This window comes from Bacillus sp. FSL R5-0585 (assembly GCF_038004545.1).
Lineage (GTDB): Bacteria > Bacillota > Bacilli > Bacillales > Bacillaceae_G > Bacillus_A > Bacillus_A cereus.
In genome coordinates this window covers 4774650-4796541 of record NZ_JBBORJ010000001.1, presented here as the reverse complement: position 1 = coordinate 4796541, position 21892 = coordinate 4774650, and the positions used below count along the sequence as shown (strand labels likewise).

The window sequence follows — 21892 nt, the reverse complement described above, 5'->3', positions numbered from 1 at the left end:
AAAAAGGAGTCTAGTTTTTCACTTAGACTCCTTTTTATTTTGTTCCTTTATCTCCATCAACAGCTCAATGATTTTCTCATTTTGCTCTACCTGTTTCTCTGAATTTTGATAGATGAAACGAACCCATCTAAGTGCAAGAATAATAAGAAACAACGGAAGCATTGAAATTAGAAGACCAATAATTGAAAAATTCGTATACATATACCTCACCTCGCTATATACACCTTCTCCATCCTTCTACTAAAACCTGCAATTTTTTACAAATAAAAGAAGAATCTATCAAATGATAGATTCTTCTTTTGCGAACTCATTAGAACGTCCTCTCGTAATCGAGAAAATCGCACAAAGCAACGCTAATATAATAAAGCCGCCGCCTACCCAAGCATTATATATAACAGATGATTTCTCAATAACAACTCCGCCTACTGTTGAACCGAGTGCAATTCCTAAATGAAGCGCAGAGTTATTTAAACCTTGCTGAATACCAGCTGATTCCGGTGCAATTTCAATTAAATAATTTTGCTGTGCTGGTGAAATCGCCCAGCTCAGCATACTCCAAAGTCCCATCATAATGATGAAGAGCGGGAATGAGAATGTCATTAATGGCAGTATGAAGATTGCACACGCAAATACGATAATGATAGAAATAATACTTTTCTTCGATCCCCATTTATCAGCAAGCCAGCCACCGAATCCGCCACCAATTACTGCTGCGATTCCGAAAATAAAGTAAAACACACTAATCCAGTTTGCTTCCACATGCATGACATCTTTTAAAAACGGTGTTAAATATGCATACAATGTTAAATGCCCCGTTAAAAACAAAAATGATGTTAACTGTGCACTTACAATTTTTTTATCTTTTAAAGTAGCAAGTTGTTCTTTTATTGATAATACCGATGTCGGTGGTACTTTCGTTAAGAACAATGAAATACAAGCTATTGCCATAACTGTTAATACAGAAATTAATACAAATGGTGCACGCCATCCGTATGCATTTCCGAGCACAAGACCGAGCGGTACTCCAAGTACGAGTGATCCGCTAATTCCCATGAAAATGATTCCAATTGCACGCGCACGAAAATGCGGTTCTACAACACTAGAAGCAAGTGTTACCGATAGTGCAATAATTAATGAACCACTCGCCGCACAAATAACCCTTGAGAACATTAGCATTCCGTAATTCACACTAAATGCCGAAATAATATTTCCGATTAAGAAAATCGATAATGCTCCAACATACAATGTTTTTCTTTCAAACTTCCCTGTCACAGCTAATAAAACTGGACCTGACAAAGCAAATACTACCGAAAATATTGTTATAAGCTGACCAGCTGCGCTAATAGATACTCCTAAATCATTGGCAACTAAATCGAGCGTTCCTCCTATAATTAACTCAACCGTTCCGACTACGAAAGCCGCGATAGCTAAAATATAAACACGAAAATTCAAGTCTTTCCCCACGCTTTCTATTTTGGTTACTACGACTATAGTAACCAAAACAGAAAGTGGACGCAAGTATAATTTTTTTACAGTAAAAAAGGTAGGCGTATTATACGCCTACCCTTCCATCATTCTGTTTCTTTCTTCTTATTTAAATACCAATACACCGGAAGTCCCGTAAAGACAATTCCAATTGATAAGAAACAACTTACCGGATCATTGATAATTGCACTACCAATTACAAAGAACGAACCTAAAATCGCTACGATTGGTACGATTGGGAATAACGGCACACTATATGCACGCTCTTTATTCTTATTACGTTTTCTTAAAATGAAGACACCAATAAACGTCATTACATAGAAAATATAAATAATGAATACGGAAATCTCAGATAGCTTATTCGGATCACTAATAATCATTAAAATAATTCCTAAAATGATTTCAACAGTAATCGCATTTGCTGGTGTTTTAAATCTTGGACTTTCCTTTGCAATAAACTTAGCAAATGGAAGTTGTCCACGTTCTGCCATCGACATCGGGATACGTGGGAATGTTAAAATCTTTCCATTTAAACAACCGAAAATAGAAACGATAATACCGATACTAATAATTTTCCCGCCATATTCTCCAAGTAGCATTCCTGCAGCTGTCGCTGTTGCATTTTCTCCAAGTTCTACAATTTGCGTTGCTGGTAATACATTCAATAACGCCAAATTAATTAATACGTAAGCAGCTGTTACAATTAAAATCCCAACTGTCATTGCTTTCGGTAATAGCTTTGTTGGATTCTTCATTTCTCCACCAATTGACGCAAGTAGAATCCAGCCGTCATAAGCAAATAATGTTGCTAAAATTGCCATACCGATACTTTGATTTTCCGATATCGGCACAACTACGTTAAAGATATCGCTATTCCCTTTCCAGAAACCTAGCACAACAATTAACACAATCGGAATCATCTTCCCAATTGTCGTGATTGTTTGAACGATACCTCCGTATTTTGTTCCCATACTATTTACAACGCCAAGGAACACAACCGTTCCAATTGCGATTGGTAAATTCCACACTTTATCTAAATAGAAAAAATTAATCATTAAAGAACTAAAGTATAAACCTAATGTTCCGATAATAGCAGGTCCATAAACAATTGTTTGCATCCAACCTGATAAATATCCCCAAAAACTTCCGTAAATCTCCTCTAAATACGTATACAACCCACCATTTTTCGGGATTTGCGCTCCAATTTCAGCTACTGTTAAACCACTTGCTAACGTCAACAGACCACCAATTACCCAAGCAAGAATGGCCATATTAGAACTCCCCGAGTAATCTAATACGCTCCCTGGTTTCATAAACACACCAGATCCAATAATCGTTCCTACTACGATAGAAAGTGCTACCGTTAAACCAATTTTGTTCTTCTCATCATGATGCATGCTGCGTATCCTGGTTTAAAATTCTTATAAAAATCTATAAATTGTTGGCGAACCAAGTCAAATGCCAACTACCGAAAAGGAATCTCACCTTTTTCCTGTCCGTAAGGGTTGTGACCTTTTCATCCACCTATTGTGAAAGAATGACGGCAGGTTCCTGTTAGGAACGATCTGTCCTTGCATACTACCATTCATCCAAGTCAGTAGTATGCAAGAGGTTATAAGAAATAAACCAGTACCCCCCCTTCTCATTTAAATTTTAAATACGAATTGTTGATTGCTCATATAAACAGTTTTATGAAGAATGCTCCACAATTTCCAATTGTGATATTCTTTCCACGTTTGAATTGTTTGTAACCATTTTTTATATACTTTTTGCGTATTCTTTTTACTTTCTTCCATGGAAGCAACAAGAATACGCAGTTTTGTTGTAATTTGGTTTTTTAATAATAATATAATCTCTTGTGGTACTTGTTCTTGCAATTCTAATCCACGTCTTGCGATCGCGAATGCGGCTGCTTCATGAACGCTAATACCGAAATTTTTACTGTATTTTAATTTTCCAATCACACTTGTATAAGCGGGGTTTACTGTTTTAACAGAAAATCCGTTACGAAGAGACATACGAATTAAACTGTTCAACATCTTTTTATACGTAAATTGATGGAAATTACGATTACTGTATTTATCAGTATCATGAGATTGTTGAAACTTTAAATCTTCTAAAACAATTCCACCTACATTGTTTTCCAATAACCATGTTTTAATTTGTTGTACGATTTGTCCAATTATCGTTGCGCGTTTGTTTGTCGAAAACGCATTCAGATTGTGTAGATAAAAAATTTTTGAACCTTTAAAATTACCTTGTTTTGTACATAAACTAACTGCAATACGGTCCGGATTTACATCAATTCCTGCAATTACATCTGATTGTGGTGTTTCCTTGAAATCTAGTACACGACCTATTTCTGTTTCATCAAACGTAATATTTACATAAAATTCATTTTGTTTACGAATGATTTCTACACTATATTTTTGATGCTCTATAATCGGTTTTCCTTTTGGATTTACACCGATTTGCTTTCCCATAACGACATTTGTGATTTGATGATAAAAATGATATGGAATGATAATCGGAACTTTGATTCGTGGGCTTTTTGTTTTTCCATTTGTTCGTCCTAATGGATTTGCAATTTCTAACCATCCTTGCCCACAATCATCAACTGTAATGCGCATGTTCAAATTCCCTTTTTTGCTTTTATCTCCGCGAGAATATAATTGTCGTGTCCGCAAATCTTTCCATTCTTGATTGGATATCTTATCTTTCATTCTTTCATAGAAATTTTTCCGCCCACCAAAAATAATAGGAGGTAATGTTTTATTTTTAATATGTTTTGCATACGTTTCAATTTTTTGTTCTAATTTTTGTTTTCGTTTTCTTAATCCAATTAGACAAGTTTCTAATGCAACTTGTTTAGGTCTTTTTTTGCCGCGTTCATAATCATCTATTTTTTGTAACGTCTTTTCTAACTTTTTTTGATTGTTTTCTAGGTAAACAGGAAGAAGTTCTTTTTGAGAGAAAAGGATCGTTTGCGCTTGTAAAATTGCATCTTCACAAAAACGTTTATTTAACAAATATTTAGGTTGTAGTTTTTTTATCAATTCTTTCTCGTTTTCGCCCTCAATCAAACGATTAAAACTATATCGTTTTGCACTTTCGAACGTACGGATCAAAGTAATTAAATCTTCCGTTTGTTCTTTTGTAATAGAATTGATTTTACAAGTACGTGTTGTTTTCATCCTTTTCCCCCCTTTTCATCACCTGAAAATATTATAGGTTGAATTCTGTAAAATATAAAACCTGTAATTGTAAATTTTTATAGTTTTTTATAGATTCTTATTTACTGTTATTACCTCCTTCCAATCCTAGTGTGATGCAAAAATGAAATAAAAAAACACTCCTCCCTAAAAAAGGGACGAGTGTTGTATTCGTGGTTCCACCCTTGTTTCAATTCGTAAAGTAACACACTTCACCAATTTCTCAAGTCTAAATAACGGTTTTTGCCGGCAAGCAATTACTAGATGCTCGTTCACTGCTGCAGTTCAGAGGTGGTAATCCATTTTTTCGTATTAGGAAGCTCACAGCCAAAGGCTTCCCTCTCTGAGAATCGTAAAAAATTGATCGTGTCCTCATCATCACTTCTTGATGTCGAATTTTGTAGTTATTGTTCATTATATTGAATTGTTAGAAAAAATCAATATATTTTTTATATAACATAGGAAATATTTCTCTTCTTATATTATAACAGAAGGTACGACACTTCTCCATTTCCCTAAAAATGGTATAATCTATTTAGGAGGTGCACCAATAATGATTGCTGTCTTTTGTATCATTGCTACGTTTCTCTCTATTCTATTCGCTATCATGCATCGGCACAAGTATCCTGGTTATAGCATTTTAGCGGTAGCTATTATACCAGCTGTTTCCTTCTACGTATTGGGTAAATATCAATATACGGAAGTGTTTATCAGTTTTGCAATCTTCTACTGCATCTTCGGATACATACTAACAATGAAAAGAATTTTATTGAATCATTAAAAGGGACCGATTTCTGCTGACAGAAATCGGTCCTCGCACGTACCTTCCGGTTGCCCACACGAAAGATACATAAATCAATTATTTATCTTCTTTTTTCATAAAAAACTTATGGTGCGGTAAATCAACATTCAATGCCTCTAATTGTTTCTTTTCGTTGTCTAAAATCGCTTTTGCTTTTGTTTTTGTTGCTTCATCTAATCCAGCAAAGATGTCTTCATGCTTCTCTTTCTCTGGAAGTTTCACACCTAATTTTGCTAATTCTTCTTTTGCTTGCTCATGCGTTAATTTTCCGGATTTCTTTTGCTCTAAAATTGACTTCGCTTTCTCTTTTGTCTGTTCATCTAAGTTAGCAAACATATCTCCATGCTTACCTTTCTCCGGCATTTTCACGCCTAGCTTTGTTAATTCCTCTTTTGCTTGTTCTCGTGTTAATTTTCCGGACTTTTCTTGCTCTAAAATGGACTTCGCTTTTTCTTTCGCCTGTTCATCTAATCCCGCAAACATTTCTTTGTGCTTACCCTTTTCCGGGAACTTCACGCCTAATTTTGTTAATTCTTCTTTTGCTTGTTCTCGTGTTAATTTACCAGACTTCTCTTGCTCTAAAATTGACTTCGCTTTTTCTTTCGCCTGTTCATCTAATCCCGCAAACATTTCTTTACGTTTTTCTTTTTCTGGAAGCTTTACACCTAGCTCCTGTAACTGTTTCTTTGTATCGTCCATAATCGTTTTTACTTTTTGTTTTGTAGCGGCATCTAAATCTTTTTTCGCTGTTTTTGTCGCTTGCTCAGCTGTTGGAGTATTCGTTGCCGCGAATGCCGGAATGCCGACTCCTCCAATGATTCCGAATGATAACGCACCTGCAATCGCTAAATACCCAACTGTTTTCTTCTTCATAGGAAATTTCCTCCTTCATATTTCTAATGCATGTACACTTTCGTATACAATGCCTATAGTAATGTCGGTTTCTTAACATTTCCTTAACGACTTAACAAAAAAAAACACCGCTCGTAATGAGCGGTGTTTCACTAAGCCTTTTGTAATTGTAATTCTTCACGTTCCATTATTTTTCTTAATACAATTGTTTGTGTCATTGTAAATAAGTTACCTGTTATCCAATACAACACAAGTCCTGATGGCGCCGCAAACCCCATAAATAGAATCATTGCTGGCATCATAATTTGCTGCATTTTCAGCATCTGCACTTGTTCTCCAGGTGTAATATTCGATTGGAAAACTTTCATCTGAATAAATGTCGTTAACGCTGCAATAATCGGTAATATATGATATGGATCTGCATGTCCTAGGTTCACCCATAAAAACGAAGATGTGCGAATCTCTTCAGTTCTACTAATCGCATAATACAAAGCAGAGAAAATCGGCATTTGTATAAAAATTGGCCAGCAACCAGCAAGTGGATTCCAACCGCCTGATTTCATTAGTTCTGACATTTCTTTTTGATACTGCTTTTGTTTTTCAAGGTCTTTGCTTACATCACCGTACTTTTTCTTTAGCTTCTGCAATTCAGGTTGCATTTTCTTCATTTTCGCTTGGCTGCGATATTGCGAAACAGCTAATGGAATCATCGCTGAACGAATAACGAGCGTCATAATAATGATAGCAATCCCAAAGCTAGCTCCAGGTATATGATGAGCAACAAATTGAATCATAAAAGAGATTGGATATACAAAATAATGATCCCAAATCCCAGTACTATGTGCATCAATTGGGGCCGCATTACTGCAACCAGATAAAACAAAAACAAATAATAATGATAAACTAACGAGCACAGCTCGGTATGATTTTAACATGTTCATTCCTCCAATGTTTCGTAATTATTTAGCGAAACATTGGCGTATACGGACCGACCTCGTCATTCTCTTCACTTGATTCTTGTCTGCGTACAGAACGAATCATTCCATATTTATAAAAAATAGAAAATAGCGGTACATTTCCCGCACTATCTTCACATGTATCAACTAACGCAAAAGCTCTTTGTCTACCGCTTGATGCTTGTTGACGCACAAAGCGAGAAACATTAGCAAGGAAGAAAACTTCTAATAAACAAAGTGCCGTCGTTACAAACGATATATATAGAATTGCATCCTGCAATAAAAATTCCATCGCTTCACATCCTTAATAAGGTCATTTTAGCACATCGGGCAAATATTCTCTATTTCCTTTTATTTTCAAAAAAAGTATTTTGCATATTTTCTCAAGAAAACAATAATTAAGAAACGTTGTATTCGCTTTCTTTAGCATATTCACACACATCAATGAATAGGCTTGATTTATTAGAAATTTATAAAATTTTTGCATTATAATAAAACTATTGCCAGTTTTTGAAAAAACCTTTATTCTCTTCTTGTAATCAAAAATGAATATGGAGATGAAACATACTATGGGTCAACTAGGAGACGCCGATTACGTTCCCGACACCGCCTTTTTATCCTTCCCAGCAGCTAAAACATTTCACTTAGAATTTATGATACAGTTGGTTGTTATTTTTATAGCTTCTATTTTGTATGCAATTTCTATGAATATGTTTTTTATCCCGCATAATATGATTAGCGGTGGATTCGCTGGTGTAGGGATGATTATCGGTTATTTAATGCACTACAATATCGGTGCACTTATCTTTTTACTAAACATTCCTCTTCTTATTTTAAGTCACTTTTACTTAGGCAAGAAGACAACCTTTTTAACAGCTTACTTTGTAGCTGTGTCATCGTTAGCGATGAACATTATCCCGGTACACCAAGTTTCAGACGATATTTTACTTTCTTCTGTATTCGGTGGTGTTATCTGCGGAGCAGCTTCAGGAATTATATTCCGATTTGCTTCTTCAACAGGTGGTTTTGATGTTGTTGGATTGATTGTAGCGAAATATCGAGATGTTTCAATTGGAGCAATCATATTTGTATTCAACTTAATCTTACTTGTAGCAGCAGGTTTTATTTTCGGATGGGATATTACACTTTATACGTTAATTAGTCGATTTGTAGTCAGCAAAGTTATCGACGCTGTGCATACGAAACATATTAAATTAACGATAATGACTATTACAGAAAAAGGCGAGGAAATAAAAAGCGCACTACTACATCACGGCATACGCGGGGTGACAATGGTAGACGCTGTCGGCGGCTATACAAACCATAAGAAAAAAATGATTTACACTGTCGTGACTCGCTATGAGTTAGGCGAAATGAAACGTATTATCCGTCAAGTGGATAACAAAGCATTTATGAACATTACTGAAACAGTTGAAATTGTCGGCCGTTTCAAACGCATATAAAAAGGTTAATAAATTAAAGGGCATAACATATTAGTCATATATAATATGTTATGCCCTTTGTTATTCAACTAACGTACCTTTTAGCATAATAAAATCACTAAGTTTATTACTACAAATCGGAGGATAGCATTCCATATACAATACTGTCTGTCCATTCATCTTTATTCCAAAAATCTTGTATGAAATGGGCTTCCTTTCTCATGCCTATTCGTTCACACAATTTTTGTGAAGCTGTATTACGTGCATCAAGATTAGCCTGTATACGATGTACATTGAATTCATTAAATAATTTCAATACCAAACTACTTACTGCTTCTGTCGCCAAACCTCTCCCAGCTACTTCATTTGAAAAACTATAACCAATCTCAACAGTGTCTTTCATATTTGTGTACCATACGGATAAATCACCAACTACTTTATTTTTGTATATAACTGCCAAACTTAATATTGTTTCTTTAGTAAGTACATGATTTGCTATCTTCTTATTAAATCTTTTCTGCATGTCTTCATGAGTCCACTTGTTATGTAATAGGAACTTACATGTATCATCACTATTATAAATAGCAAATACATCCTGTAAATCAGTACTCTTAAAAGGTCTAATTATTAATCTTTCTGTTGTGAACTCCAAGTTAGCTCTCCTCCCTTACATTCATGCTATAAAACATTTTTTATAGTATTTAGGCCTCATTCTTAGATCTCACCTTGATTACATATTTCATCATAATAAATTAAAATCCTTCTTCCACTAAACTGCACCGTTAATGGTATTTCCTTGCGCTTTTTATTTTTTACACTTATTACAAAATCAGATAATTCTATTATTATGTCCCTAAATGTGTTATAATGAAAGCAGACTCACAAAAAAAGAGTATATAGACTTGGAAGTTTCTCTTATTTTACAAGCAAAAAGAAACGAGCAGTCGGGTATATTTCAGACACCATACACGTAACGGTTTAAACAACCGATCATCTTAGTTACTCTTCAATGATCTTTTTATAAAAAGATACGTACAATTAAAACTCACTTCAATATACTATACCTACCTTTTTGACTTCCAAATCATCTTATTACATAGGGAGATGAACATATGAATCAATATATACGATATACAATAGCTGTCCTGTTTGCTATTATCGGCGGAACAATCTGCTTCTGGACAAACACTCAGCTTGGAGAGAATATCATCTTTAATGGAATCGAAACACTTGTAAGCGCTTCAATTTTAGGCGGATACATTTACTTCCTCTTCAATCCAGAAGAAAACGCTCAAAAAACAATGTTATTAACAATGATCGGAATCGTTGGTGGATGTATTTCCTACTCAATGACAAACTATACATTACCACTTCAATTAAGCTCAGCTTTCTTCCACGGTCTATGGACTTGGTTCATTGCATTCTGCTTAGCAGACGTATTCAACCTATTACAAGACAATGAAGAAGATAGCGGTCGCCAAATTGAAAGTAACTCTTAAGCTGGAAGATACTCTTCCAGCTTTTTTATGTTGGTTTGCATACCCCGCATCACGATAAAAAGAAGTTGCCCTCACGGCAACTTCTTTTCCATATACCCCACTTCGTATTCACTAAAATATATCAACGATTTTTCAAATATATCGATCGTTTCTCCACTTATATCAACGATTTTTTCATTATATCGACGGTTCAACACAAGATATCGATTTACCGACAACCTTCGACACTCAAAACCCACAACATACCCTATCCACCAAGCAATTTACTGCCGAACTCTACAATTAAAAAGATAATTAATAAGATCGCGAGTATCTTTAATGCTACATATGCCACTTTAAAAACAGCATAAATGAGCAAGACGATTAAAATAATCGTTAAAATTTCCATCTAGAATTCCTCCAAGCTTTGCTCTTCTTATCTCATTTTACTCGTCCTAGGCTGTTTATGGAACGGCATAAGATGACATATAAAAAAGAGGATACCTCACCCATCGTAAGATACCCTCTCTTTCAGCTGCTCAAACCATTCTCTTTCTAATTGTAAATATCCCATCTCACTCTTCTCGGCGCTCTTTAATTCTTGATCGGCTTTCTTCATATAAGTACGGGACGCTTCCATATTCCCCTCTACATATCTAATAATTCCTTGTGTACGGTAATATCCACTTAGGTCCATTTTTGTAATAGCCTTTGCATGTTCCTTTGCTTCTTGCAAAGAAAGACTATCCATCTGATAAAGGGCTTTATATAAAAGGTACCAACTATGAAAACTACTAACGAAAAACTTATTTTCTTTCGTTACAGGTAGTTGAACAATTCGTTCTATATACGGTATCGCTCTTTCCATTCCCTCTTGATCTGCACGAGCAAAAAAGACGAGCATAAGTCTACTCATTATCTCTCTTATCCCTTTATTCTCTTTTATTTTCCCCTCACTCAATTCTACTAACCTTTCATCCCAATCTTTCGGTCTTTTATAACTAAATAACTCACTCGATATTTGAATCTCATATAAGTGATTTCTAGCTCTTTCATCATCTTTAATTAAAATAAGAAATTGCATCCCATCACTCATAAGCATTCCTTTTATCGGCACAATTGTAACCGCAAAGATTGCAAAATGGAAAAAGGAAAAATATAAAAGATATTGATAATAACTCACCATATATATGTAACCGGAAGTAATACCAAATAGTAAACTCGTAATCGGTCCACCTAAAGTGAGCCACGCCCACTTTTTCGAAAGATTCGGTGTCTCTATAGAAGGTGGTACTAGTGTTGCAACGCCTCCAAAGTACGCCCACAATTTATTTTCTCGAATGCGTAATTTTCCCTTTTCTTTTTGAATAGTAATGGGTCCTACTGTCATAAATTTAAATGTCAAACCACCTATTACACCAAATACTACATGTCCTAGCTCATGAATGGCTAACACTAGCAATGAAATTCCAACTATTGCCCATAAGTTCAAAATTACTTCTAATTTCCCAGTTCGGATTACTCCGTATAAAATGGACAGAATTAGCGCCACTGTCATTGAGCCAGCTGGCCTTCTTAAAATATCCACCTTTTTCTCCCCTTAATAAATCATTTTTCTTTGCATTTCGTACATGAACTTCCCGAGATGCAATATCCAAATAAATGAGATTAAGCCAATTAATACAAAATCGATATCACTAGCAGCTGTATATATAACGGCAGCCCACCATACATATGCCAATATTGTATTCGTAAATTCATACGCTTTATATCCAGCCTCATGCACAATGTGCTTTAATCCTTCATCTGCGTTTTTCGTCCACATTTTCATAGATTCCATATACGTTACACCTTGTTCAGGATATAGCTTATTATAACGATTTTTTGTTATAAGTCCGATAATTACTACAGTAGTTAAACAAACAATAGAAGCTACTAAATTCCACACCGCAAATGAAACATTTGTATCCTGCAACAGTGCACGTCTACATGTAATAACTGCATATACAAACCATGCCTGCGTAACTATATCGCCTACACGTAAATATATACTTATAATGCCTAATTTTCTGCCTTGTACGCTCTCTTCTTCATCGCGTGCCTCTGCTAACATACGTGTATTCTTCCAAGTATAGTACATCATTAAGATTCCAAAAATAGTACATATACCTATAAATGTATTGGATGATAATTTTCTCGGTTCATCCGAGAGTAAATTTAAAGCTATATAAGACGTTAAAAAGCCACCCATCATACTTAATGCTATTTTCCCCACAGAATCAAATTGTTTTTTTCGTTTACTCTTCATCGTCCTCTTCCCCCTCTACTAACGTAAATATTTCCTCCACCGGTACATTGAAAATTTGTGCGATTTTTAACGACAATACGATAGATGGTGCATAATCCCCGCGCTCAATTAAACTAATCGTTTGCCGTGATGATCCAATCGCTTTCCCTAAATCCCCTTGTGATAAACGATGCTTTGCTCGCAATTCCCTCACTCGATTTTGAAGCTTCATGTCTTCCCTCTTTTTCATTTATTTAATTAAAATTGTAAATAATATCCTTATCTTTGTCAATTATAATTGTCATTACGACTATAATAATTGACAAGATACTTATTTCTTATCCTGTATCAAATTCCTATAAAGAATGTAAAATGTGCATTAAACATAGTCTTAAAAATAAAAAAGTCAGTGCTTTTGCACTGACTTCCTAAATTCTGACATAGAATGGATTTCATATTAACTTGCGTTTTGTAGTAATACTCGTTTTAACTGCTTACGGAAACGAATACCTAACGTAACCGCTACAATCACAATAACTCCAAAAATGATTTTACCGATATGACCTTCTAGCACTCCAAAGATATCATGTAAGTTTCCACCTAACCAGTAACCACCGATTAAGAAGAATGATACCCAAAATAGAGCTCCTGAATAAATTGTAATGGCAAAACGACGGAATGGTAAATTAATAATTCCTGCAAAGTATCCTGTGAAATGACGTACACCAGGAATAAAGAAACCAATAAAAATCAGGAAGTACCCATACTTATCAAACCACATTCTCGTTAAGTCAATTTTTCTTTGCGTTAAAAATACGTATTTCCCATACTTTTGAATGAAAGGCATACCTAATTTATTTCCTAAAAAGTATTGAATCGTCATTCCTACACTTGTCCCAATAAAGGATAGAATAATTAAAATCGGTAAACTTAAATCACCCTTATGTGCTAAAAATCCCGCATATGCTAACGTTGGCTCTCCCGGAAACGGAAGTGCAATATATTCTAACAGCAAGCCGACAAGTACAACATAGTACCCGTATTGCTGAAATAATTCATGAATCCATTCCATGTCATCTCTCCTTTCAATCACGTACAACTTCTTACTATTATTGTATAAAAAAATTGTCGAAATAACTATCACAATAGCTTACATTTTTATTACATTTTTGTAAGGGTCACACTAATGATTTTCGTTCTTTATTAAATAGTAAAAATCATTTTTCAAGTCGAAATAGCGAAAAGGCGCATTAATAACATGCAAATTTTATCCATTTTTTAGCATTAAAAAACCTCTCTTATTTTGTTCTCAATAAAAAACCATCACAAACTCATGCTAACTTCATATTAGCTTCATATACGTATTGTAAGATTATATCGGAATTTGTTGAAAAATTTAACCAATATATGACTAAGCATTAATTTGAATAAATATAAGTCGTTTTTCGAAATTGAAAAAAGGGTGAATACGAAATGGAAGCATATAAAATGCACGATTTTATTAATACAAATGTTGAATCTCATCAAAATGAAACCGTTTTTAATTTGCAAATATGTGAAACAAGTGAATTTGACGTAAGTTTAACAAAATCTACAACACTATCTTTTATCGTTTCAAAAAAGAATATTAAAATTGTCACGAAAAAATGGATTAATTCAAATCAAGAAAGCATGATTGGCAAAAGCTACATCATTCCAACAAAAGCTTTTCATTATTTCTTACCAATCATCTCTGAAAATGAAGATGAGCTAAATATTCAAGTTCAAAGTTTTGGACTACGTGGCGAGCTTTTATTAAATGAAAGATTACTTATTGATAACAACAACAAACACAACAGCAAAATCACTACATTCTTTGAAACATTAGATGAAAATGTAAATAAAGCATTACGAGGATTACAACTTCATTGTATGTAAGACTATTACGATAGTAAAAGGAGAATAACAATGAAAAAATTATTATTAAGCGCACTATTATCATTAGGATTTTTAACCCTTCCATTCGCTAGTGCAGAGGCAGCTACAACGAAAGATCAATTAATTGTAGACACTCAGTTAAATAAAATGGATTATTATCAGGATGGAAAATTTATAAAAAGTTTTACTGTCGCTACTGGAAAAGCTGCAACACCTACACCTAAAGGCACTTTTCAAATCGTAAATAAAATTAAAAACCGCCCTTATTATACAGGCAAAATTAAAGGCGGCGATCCACGTAATCCACTTGGTGACCGTTGGCTCGGATTAAATATGGCAGGAACTTACGGAACAACTTATGCTATTCACGGAACTAACAATAATCAAGCAATCGGCAAATGGACAACACTTGGTTGTATTCGTATGTATAACAATGATATACACTGGTTATTTGAGCGCATTCAGCAGCAAGCTACTGTCACTGTAAAATAGCCTAAAAACAAGATTTATGTGTAGCCAAGAATTTTATGTCTTGGCTTATTTTATTTATTCATTTACAGTAGCAAAACAACTGTATTTACATATATAATAGGAATAGATTTGATTAGCTAATATTTAAACATTGATAAACGTAGATATTAAAATTATACAGTTATAATGTTTTATAAATTTTATAATACATACTATAATAGAACTACTGTAATTCTGAACTATTCAGTAACACTAAACTATTCCCCTTGCTACCATCATGATTATTTTATAGCGGGGGCTTATTATATGTATAAACAATCTGAGTCACTCGAAAAATGATGAATTCGAATATTGCAGTAAAAAGCGTTATTTAGGAGGTGTTACTATGACGCATATACTGGTGATTGAAGACAACCCAGATATACAAGAACTTATTCGTGAATTTCTAATGGCACAAAACTTTACCGTTGATGTAGTTGGTGCTGGAACAGAAGGTATTCTTCTTTTCCAAAAAAATTCATACGATCTTGTCCTCCTCGATGTAATGTTACCAGATATAGATGGCTATAGTATTTGTAAAATTATGCGAGGACAATCTGATGTACCAATCATTATGTTAACAGGCTTACATAATGAAGAAAGTGAAATTAAAGGATTTGAGTTAGGTATTGATGACTATATTACGAAACCGTTCCATTACACTGTATTTATTAAGCGTGTAGAGGCTGTATTAAGAAGGGCAGCAACGAAGGAAGCAGAAGCTGCAACTATACTACAATTCCATGAATTGATGTTAAACTCTACAGCATATGCAGCTTATGTTCATGGTAATCAAATTGAATTGACAACAAAAGAATTTGAAATTATATATACTTTACTGCAAAATCGAGGAAAAGTATTATCAAGAAGTGATTTGTTGAATAAGGTATGGGGCTATGAACATTATGGTGATGTAAGAGTTATAGATACACATATTAAAAACTTAAGAAAAAAATTAGGAATTCCTTATATTAAAACGGTGAAAGGCATTGGCTACAAAATCGAATCGTAGCAAAGACAACATCACCAAAAATATTTTCATCAAAACCTTATTATTTTGTATTCTTTTATCACTTTGCCTTTATCAAATTATTTACTTTCTAGCTTCAAACTACGATAAAGAACGTTTTGCGAAAGAAAATGGAACGCCGACTACAGAACAGGCCGATTCAGATAAGCAAAACGACGGAAGTAAAACGAAGCAAAATAAAGCTGTGTCAGAGGGGAGCATTTCTAATTTCCAATCTTCTATTATAGATTATAAATCTCTTTCTACAGCTATCAATCACCTTTTGCAGCCTAGCCAAACTGCAAAGGCAAAAGAACATACACAAAATCTTTCGGGGAAAAATAGCACTTCTAATCCGCCTACAGAAGCAGAAAAGAAAGCCGCTAATAATGATGCCTTACATACACAAAATGCAGCAAGTAAAACAAATGATACAAATGATAATCCAAAGTTAGCAGATGCGTTACAGCAATTAGCTCCACATATTGGCGCGACAATGCTTGCATTATCACTACTCGGATCATTAATTTATACAAAACTAATTGCCAAACCTTTTCAATATATGAGTGATGCTTTAAAAGATATTATGAATCTTGATTTCTCAGATAAAAAGCTACTTAACAAAAATACAGATCAAACAGATTTTAATTTGCAAGTAGCTGCTTCACAAGTACCAAATATTGTGAAGAATTTACATGCAAGCAATCAAGATTTAAGAAACGAGCTCAAGAAGGAACAACAATTAGAACAATCTCGTAAAGAATTTATGTCTATGGTATCCCATGAATTAAAAACACCAATCGCAGCCGTTATGGGACAACTAGATGGCATGATTCACGGAATTGGAGCTTATAAAGATAGAGATAAGTATTTGAAACGTTCCTACGAGATGATGCAAGACATTAACATATTAACGGAAAAAATGTCGGAATTATCCAAAATACAAAACCCTCAATTTAAACCGAATTTAGAAGTCATTTCTTTATCTAATATTATTGAGGATGTTATGAAGAAAGTAGATTACTTTGTATCTGTAAAACAATTAAATGTACAATCTAATATTAAACACGACGTACAAATTTTAGCTGATCCTAAATTTATTCAAACTGCTATTTTTAACATTATTTCAAATGCAATTCATTATACAATTGACCATCAGCACGTATATATAAAGCTTTATGAAAAACCAAATGGTTACGCATTAGAAGTATTAAATACAGGTTCACAAATTGATGAAGATAAACTTGCTCATTTATTTGAGCCTTTCTATCGCGCAAACCCTGATAAACACGGTTTAGTACAAGGTAGTGGTCTTGGATTATATATCGTGAAACAAATATTAGATAAACATCAGTTTCCTTACGGGATACAAAACACGCCTCAAGGTGTAAAATGTTCTATTGTATTCCCAAAAGCAATGTAACATTTACTATAATTACATACCCCAAACTTATACTTCATGTGTGAGTGGCGGAATTTTGTAGAGTGTCTTACTCTGTTTCGTTCGCCCGTTATCCTTATTTGGATAGCGGGCGTTTTTTATTACTTAAAAGGAGGATTTTTTATGGAGAAGTTTAAATATTCATTGCTCGTTTTATTCGGTGCTTGCAGCTATGGCATACTTTCAACTATTTTCAAACTCGGATTCATAAATGGATTTTCAGCACATCAACTATTAGGAGGACAATATGTCTTCGGATGGATTGGACTATTTCTACTCGTTCTTTTCTTTTCACGTCATAAAGTAACAAAAAAACAATTTTTTTCATTACTAACCGTCGGAACAACAATGAGTATGACTGGGATTTTCTACGCTATTTCTGTAGAAGAACTACCCGCATCTATCGCTGTCGTCCTACTCTTTCAGTTCACTTGGATTGGTGTCATTATCGAAGCGATTGCAAATCGAACATTTCCAAACCGCGATAAGATCATATCTATCCTTATTTTATTTGCTGGTACATTGTTTGCAGGTGGTGTATTTGAAGGCCTCGGACAAAGTTTTTCTACGAAAGGGATTATCTTTGGACTATTAGCTGCAGTCTCTTTTTCATTCTATGTTTTTGCAAGCGGACGCGTCGCTACAGATGTTCCGCCTTATACGAAAAGCTTTCTTATGACAACAAGTGCTACTCTTATCGTATGCCTATTCTTTCCGCCAACCTTTTTAACAGACGGTGCTTTGCAAGCTGGCCTATGGAAATATGCTTTCTTCCTCGGCTTGTTCGGTGTTGTCGTACCTGTCATTTGTTTTTCAATCGGTGTACCAAAGGTTGGAACAGGGCTTAGTACGATATTAGGTGCAGCTGAATTACCAACTGCTATTATTGCTTCTATTACACTTGTACATGAAGTCGTAACGTTCATGCAGTGGATTGGAATTATTTTCATATTGGTTGGGATCTTCACTCCTCAGCTGCTTACGGCTAGGAAAGAAAGGAAACAAAATCGCGTGCATAGCGCTTGAAAAAATACAGAATTTATATAAAAGATATAACTGCAATTAAAATAAGTAAATTTATCTGGAGGTATAAATGACTATTTTAAGCATCGTATTTTTTGCTATTATGTGTATCTTCTTCCTAATAAGATATATGAAAGAAAAGAAATTTTACGATTTACTTCTCATTCCCGTTTGTATATATGCAGGAGCAGTGAAAACTCCTTTCGTAGAGTACTTAAACTTTAATACTACATTTAAAATAACGTATGATATTGCAGCTATTATTCTTGTAATCCTTGCTGTACTTTTCTTTTTGAAAGATAAGAAAGAGAATCATACTGCATAACAAAAGACCTTTCATTTACTTGAAAGGTCTTTTTCTCTATCTCATTTTACTGCTCCATACAGCTTCTCTATCTCATGCTCAATTTGTTTTACATCGATTCGCTCAAATAATGGCTGTACGCTATCAATTCTACTTGGCAACGTATTTTGCGGTTCCCAATTTCGTTTCACAATCGACAATGTGTTTCTAACCCTTTCACTTGAAAATGGTAAAAACGGTTCAAGGAGATTTGCAAAATTAGCAATAAGATACACACAGTTATAAATCATTTCTTCACACGAAACTGGATCATCTTCTCTTTGTTTCCAAGGCTGCTTTTCATCAAAGTATTTATTTGCAAAACGTACTGCATCAAATATTGTTTCTAGCGCCACCTTAAATTTAGTTTGCTCAATCGCCTCTCCTACATGTTTATATAATCCTTCTACTTTATCTTTCAGCTCTACCTCAATACTTCGCTTCGGCACGATACCACCATAATATTTTTCAATAAACTTTAATGTCCGGTTCACAAAGTTCCCGTATGCACCTAATAATTCACTATTATGACTGTAAATAAATTCCCGCCATGAAAAATCAGTATCGCGATTTTCTGGTGCATTGACGGTTAAAAAGTAGCGAATAGAATCTGGATCATAGCGTTCTAATATGTCAGGCACCCATACTGCCCAGTTTTTACTTGTAGATAATTTTCTTTTTTCAACTGTTAAATATTCATTCGAAACGATATGACGCGGGATTGCTCCTTCCCCTATTCCAAGTAATACCGCTGGCCAAATGACGGAATGAAACGGAATATTATCCTTTCCGTGCACATAATATGTTTTTGCTTCGCTATCCCAAAACTCTTGATCATCTTTCCCTGTTTCTTCAGCCCAATGTTTACTCGCTGAATAATAGCCTGTCACTGCTTCAATCCATACGTAAATTTTCTTATCTTCATACCCATCTACTGGAATTGGTACCCCAATTGGTAAATCACGTGATACGGCCCTATCTAGTAATCCTTCCTTTACATATCTCTCTGTTAGTTGAATCGCATTGTCGCGCCATGTCCCTGTTTGTTTGGCAATTTCTACAGCCCTTTTAATTTGCTCCTGAAATGTATGCAATGCGAAATAGAAATGCTCTGTTTCCTGTACAGATGGTGTACTACCACATAACTTACATTTCTTTTCTAACAAATCGAGTGGATCTAAAATAGCAGAACACGCATCGCATTGATCTCCTCTTGCTGCTTCATGGCAATGTGGACATATTCCTTCTACATAACGATCCGGTAAAAACTGCGTACACGTTTCACAATACGCTTGTTCCACTATTTTTTTATAAATATGTCCTTCTTCTAATAAAAGTAAAAAAACATTTTGAACCGTTTCATGATGGTGCTCACTATCTGTACGTGTATAGCAATCATAAGTAAAACCAAGGCTACGAAAACATCGCTGGAACTCTTCATGATACTGATCAGCAATTTCCTTCGCTGTCACACCTTCTTGTTTTGCTCTAATTGCAATCGGTGTTCCATTACAATCACTTCCCGAAACATACAACACATTCTCACCTTTTGACCGGTAATAACGTGCTAAAATATCTCCAGGTAATAAACTCGCAATATGGCCAAGATGTAATGAACCATTCGCATACGGCCAAGCGCCCCCAATAAAAATACTCATCTTACATTCCTCCTTTAAAATATAAAAAGCCCCACCCCTATCTTAAAAAAGATAAGGGCGGGGCTGTATAAACAGTCGCGGTACCACCTTATTTCGCCAATTACTCACATAATTAGCCTTAACAAGTACGGAGCTATATGCTCTTATACTGTGGTTTTGATAACGAGTACCAACTCTCGTCGCCGCCTACTATTATCATTTGATAAGTTCAGGACGAAGCTCAAAGGCCATTGTTCAAATGAATATTCTTGCTTCTTCTCAGCTACCGAAGCTCTCTGGAAAGAATGTGTTCATCCTACTTTTCCTTTTCAACGCTTTTACGTATAACAAGTATTGTACGACTTAATCACAGAAAAATCAAACTTTTATCCGGAAAGAAAAGGAAATTACATCCCCCTGCCGAATACCTATACGTTCACAAAAGGAGTGATAACATTGAACCAAAAACAACTAAGCACTATAAATGAAAAAAGCTGGAATACAGCTGCTTATGAAGCTTGGACGAATCGCCATGGGGCGCCAGAGGATTATGCGAAAAAAATTATGGAAGATCCCACACGCGAAGTAGCACATTATTTACCTTACATACAATCTCCAAAAGGAAAACGCATTATTAACTTACTCGGCTCAAAAGGAAATAAAGGTGTTGCTCTCGCTCTTTTAGGCTCTGACGTAACAGTTGTTGATATTTCAGCAAGTAATGCAAAATATGCAAATGAACTTGCGGACGCAGCAGGTGTCTCTATCCAGTATGTCGTTTCTGATGTATTAAATGTGCAGCTCTCCAAATCATTTGATATCGTATTGCTGGAACTTGGTGTACTCCATTACTTTCTAGATTTAAAACCACTCTTTCAAAAAATTGCTACTTTACTTAAGCGAGATGGAATGCTTATCCTTCGTGACTATCATCCTGTTTACACGAAATTATTAGGAGTCGACCACCCATCATTTCAGGCCAATGGAAATTATTTCGATGAAGAATTAATTGAAGATGATGTTGCTTATAGCATCCTTCTTACAGAAGCACAGAAAGAATCGCTACCTAAAACAACCATCCGTCGCTGGACGCTAGGAGAAATCATTACAACACTTGCGGAAGAACGTTTTAAAATCGAAAAACTAGTTGAAGAACATGGATCTCATCAAAGATGGGTCTTCCCTTCTACTGCACCAGAAGGAATCGAAGAACGTATCCCTGGTCTATATACAATAATTGCGACAGCATGCAAAAAAGGATCCCTTCACGGATAGGATCCTTTTTGCATGCTCACGCATATAAGTTGAGGTTGGAGATTACCATAATTCTGTAGAATAGGACACAAGATATTTCAACATTTCGTCTCTGACTTACGTCGTCAAAAAGGGGTATGACCAACATAACGAAGAGTAATGTTTTTAGTTGATACTGATAATCGTTATCAACTAATTAGAAGTATACATGATGTCATTTCAAATTTCAATAGCATTTCTAATA

24 protein-coding genes and 2 other annotated features are annotated in these 21892 nt (G+C 34.8%); of the genes, 10 read left to right on the top strand and 14 right to left on the bottom strand.

Going from position 1 to position 21892, the window contains the following annotated elements:
• Positions 1 to 18: 18 nt before the first annotated feature.
• The 4 genes from MKY38_RS24615 to MKY38_RS24600 all read right to left on the bottom strand — a co-directional run bounded on the left by MKY38_RS24615 (position 19) and on the right by MKY38_RS24600 (position 4679).
• On the bottom strand, positions 19 to 201 hold the full coding sequence (locus MKY38_RS24615; protein ID WP_070180651.1) for a hypothetical protein: 183 nt from the start codon (positions 199 to 201) through the stop codon (positions 19 to 21).
• A gap of 78 nt (positions 202 to 279) precedes the next feature.
• On the bottom strand, positions 280 to 1464 hold the full coding sequence (locus MKY38_RS24610; RefSeq protein ID WP_137050290.1) for an MFS transporter: 1185 nt from the start codon (positions 1462 to 1464) through the stop codon (positions 280 to 282).
• 107 nt (positions 1465 to 1571) lie between these two features.
• Complete coding sequence (locus tag MKY38_RS24605; protein WP_065224358.1) at positions 1572 to 2882, bottom strand: APC family permease; 1311 nt, start codon at positions 2880 to 2882, stop codon at positions 1572 to 1574.
• 249 nt (positions 2883 to 3131) lie between these two features.
• Positions 3132 to 4679, bottom strand: a complete 1548-nt coding sequence (locus MKY38_RS24600; RefSeq protein WP_000859091.1) for an IS200/IS605 family accessory protein TnpB-related protein — start codon at positions 4677 to 4679, stop codon at positions 3132 to 3134.
• Positions 4680 to 4848: 169 nt separating this feature from the next.
• Positions 4849 to 5085 (bottom strand) — a binding site (T-box leader).
• 165 nt (positions 5086 to 5250) lie between these two features.
• Here MKY38_RS24600 and MKY38_RS24595 point away from each other — a divergent pair.
• Positions 5251 to 5478: a hypothetical protein gene (locus MKY38_RS24595; protein ID WP_025709833.1), complete on the top strand. Its 228-nt coding sequence runs from the start codon at positions 5251 to 5253 to the stop codon at positions 5476 to 5478.
• Positions 5479 to 5556: 78 nt separating this feature from the next.
• On the opposite strand, the gene MKY38_RS24590 is transcribed toward MKY38_RS24595, so the two are convergent.
• The 3 genes from MKY38_RS24590 to MKY38_RS24580 all read right to left on the bottom strand — a co-directional run bounded on the left by MKY38_RS24590 (position 5557) and on the right by MKY38_RS24580 (position 7599).
• A complete protein-coding gene (locus MKY38_RS24590; RefSeq protein ID WP_016123710.1) occupies positions 5557 to 6372 on the bottom strand; it encodes a hypothetical protein in 816 nt (271 codons plus the stop codon).
• A gap of 131 nt (positions 6373 to 6503) precedes the next feature.
• Positions 6504 to 7286 carry a membrane protein insertase YidC gene (gene yidC / locus MKY38_RS24585; RefSeq protein WP_000920522.1) on the bottom strand — a complete coding sequence of 261 codons (783 nt, stop codon included), beginning with the start codon at positions 7284 to 7286 and terminating at the stop codon, positions 6504 to 6506.
• Between the two features lie 28 nt (positions 7287 to 7314).
• The gene (locus tag MKY38_RS24580) at positions 7315 to 7599 is read right to left on the bottom strand and encodes a hypothetical protein (protein WP_000394930.1); all 285 of its coding nucleotides are present in this window, start codon (positions 7597 to 7599) and stop codon (positions 7315 to 7317) included.
• Positions 7600 to 7876: 277 nt separating this feature from the next.
• On the opposite strand from MKY38_RS24580, the gene MKY38_RS24575 reads away from it, so the two are divergent.
• Positions 7877 to 8770 carry a YitT family protein gene (locus MKY38_RS24575; RefSeq protein WP_000530044.1) on the top strand — a complete coding sequence of 298 codons (894 nt, stop codon included), beginning with the start codon at positions 7877 to 7879 and terminating at the stop codon, positions 8768 to 8770.
• Positions 8771 to 8879: 109 nt separating this feature from the next.
• On the opposite strand, the gene MKY38_RS24570 is transcribed toward MKY38_RS24575, so the two are convergent.
• Positions 8880 to 9401, bottom strand: a complete 522-nt coding sequence (locus tag MKY38_RS24570) for a GNAT family N-acetyltransferase (RefSeq protein ID WP_006918810.1) — start codon at positions 9399 to 9401, stop codon at positions 8880 to 8882.
• 460 nt (positions 9402 to 9861) lie between these two features.
• On the opposite strand from MKY38_RS24570, the gene MKY38_RS24565 reads away from it, so the two are divergent.
• Complete coding sequence (locus tag MKY38_RS24565; RefSeq protein ID WP_001077773.1) at positions 9862 to 10248, top strand: DUF3938 domain-containing protein; 387 nt, start codon at positions 9862 to 9864, stop codon at positions 10246 to 10248.
• A gap of 247 nt (positions 10249 to 10495) precedes the next feature.
• On the opposite strand, the gene MKY38_RS24560 is transcribed toward MKY38_RS24565, so the two are convergent.
• The 5 genes from MKY38_RS24560 to MKY38_RS24540 all read right to left on the bottom strand — a co-directional run bounded on the left by MKY38_RS24560 (position 10496) and on the right by MKY38_RS24540 (position 13586).
• Entirely contained in the window at positions 10496 to 10636 is a 141-nt protein-coding gene (locus MKY38_RS24560) for a DUF3985 family protein (protein ID WP_000404782.1), read from the bottom strand.
• A gap of 96 nt (positions 10637 to 10732) precedes the next feature.
• Complete coding sequence (locus tag MKY38_RS24555) at positions 10733 to 11785, bottom strand: hypothetical protein (protein WP_065224470.1); 1053 nt, start codon at positions 11783 to 11785, stop codon at positions 10733 to 10735.
• 42 nt (positions 11786 to 11827) lie between these two features.
• Entirely contained in the window at positions 11828 to 12535 is a 708-nt protein-coding gene (locus tag MKY38_RS24550; RefSeq protein ID WP_000837717.1) for a DUF3169 family protein, read from the bottom strand.
• Positions 12525 to 12746, bottom strand: a complete 222-nt coding sequence (locus MKY38_RS24545; protein ID WP_000776168.1) for a helix-turn-helix transcriptional regulator — start codon at positions 12744 to 12746, stop codon at positions 12525 to 12527. Before MKY38_RS24545 ends, MKY38_RS24550 begins: the two co-directional genes overlap by 11 nt.
• A 225-nt stretch (positions 12747 to 12971) precedes the next feature.
• A complete protein-coding gene (locus MKY38_RS24540) occupies positions 12972 to 13586 on the bottom strand; it encodes a DedA family protein (protein WP_000454754.1) in 615 nt (204 codons plus the stop codon).
• A 401-nt stretch (positions 13587 to 13987) separates the two neighbouring features.
• Here MKY38_RS24540 and MKY38_RS24535 point away from each other — a divergent pair, with 401 nt between their 5' ends.
• The 6 genes from MKY38_RS24535 (at position 13988) to MKY38_RS24510 (ending at position 18739) form a co-directional block, all read left to right on the top strand.
• Positions 13988 to 14431: a DUF3978 family protein gene (locus MKY38_RS24535; protein WP_000388769.1), complete on the top strand. Its 444-nt coding sequence runs from the start codon at positions 13988 to 13990 to the stop codon at positions 14429 to 14431.
• Positions 14432 to 14461: 30 nt separating this feature from the next.
• Entirely contained in the window at positions 14462 to 14923 is a 462-nt protein-coding gene (locus tag MKY38_RS24530) for a L,D-transpeptidase (protein WP_065224360.1), read from the top strand.
• Positions 14924 to 15287: 364 nt separating this feature from the next.
• Positions 15288 to 15953: a response regulator transcription factor gene (locus MKY38_RS24525; protein ID WP_000148833.1), complete on the top strand. Its 666-nt coding sequence runs from the start codon at positions 15288 to 15290 to the stop codon at positions 15951 to 15953.
• On the top strand, positions 15931 to 17373 hold the full coding sequence (locus tag MKY38_RS24520; RefSeq protein WP_000201956.1) for a sensor histidine kinase: 1443 nt from the start codon (positions 15931 to 15933) through the stop codon (positions 17371 to 17373). Before MKY38_RS24525 ends, MKY38_RS24520 begins: the two co-directional genes overlap by 23 nt.
• 141 nt (positions 17374 to 17514) lie before the next feature.
• Positions 17515 to 18417, top strand: coding sequence for an EamA family transporter (locus tag MKY38_RS24515; protein WP_065224361.1), 903 nt, complete (start codon positions 17515 to 17517; stop codon positions 18415 to 18417).
• Between the two features lie 67 nt (positions 18418 to 18484).
• A complete protein-coding gene (locus MKY38_RS24510; protein ID WP_000154129.1) occupies positions 18485 to 18739 on the top strand; it encodes a hypothetical protein in 255 nt (84 codons plus the stop codon).
• A 41-nt stretch (positions 18740 to 18780) separates the two neighbouring features.
• Here the strand turns inward: MKY38_RS24510 and metG are convergent, their stop codons facing one another.
• Positions 18781 to 20415, bottom strand: a complete 1635-nt coding sequence (metG, locus tag MKY38_RS24505; RefSeq protein WP_065224362.1) for a methionine--tRNA ligase — start codon at positions 20413 to 20415, stop codon at positions 18781 to 18783.
• Positions 20416 to 20465: 50 nt separating this feature from the next.
• Positions 20466 to 20736, bottom strand: a binding site (T-box leader).
• A 114-nt stretch (positions 20737 to 20850) separates the two neighbouring features.
• Between metG and MKY38_RS24500 the strand changes: the two genes are divergently transcribed.
• Positions 20851 to 21669, top strand: a complete 819-nt coding sequence (locus tag MKY38_RS24500) for a class I SAM-dependent methyltransferase (RefSeq protein ID WP_070180654.1) — start codon at positions 20851 to 20853, stop codon at positions 21667 to 21669.
• Positions 21670 to 21892 lie beyond the last annotated feature (223 nt).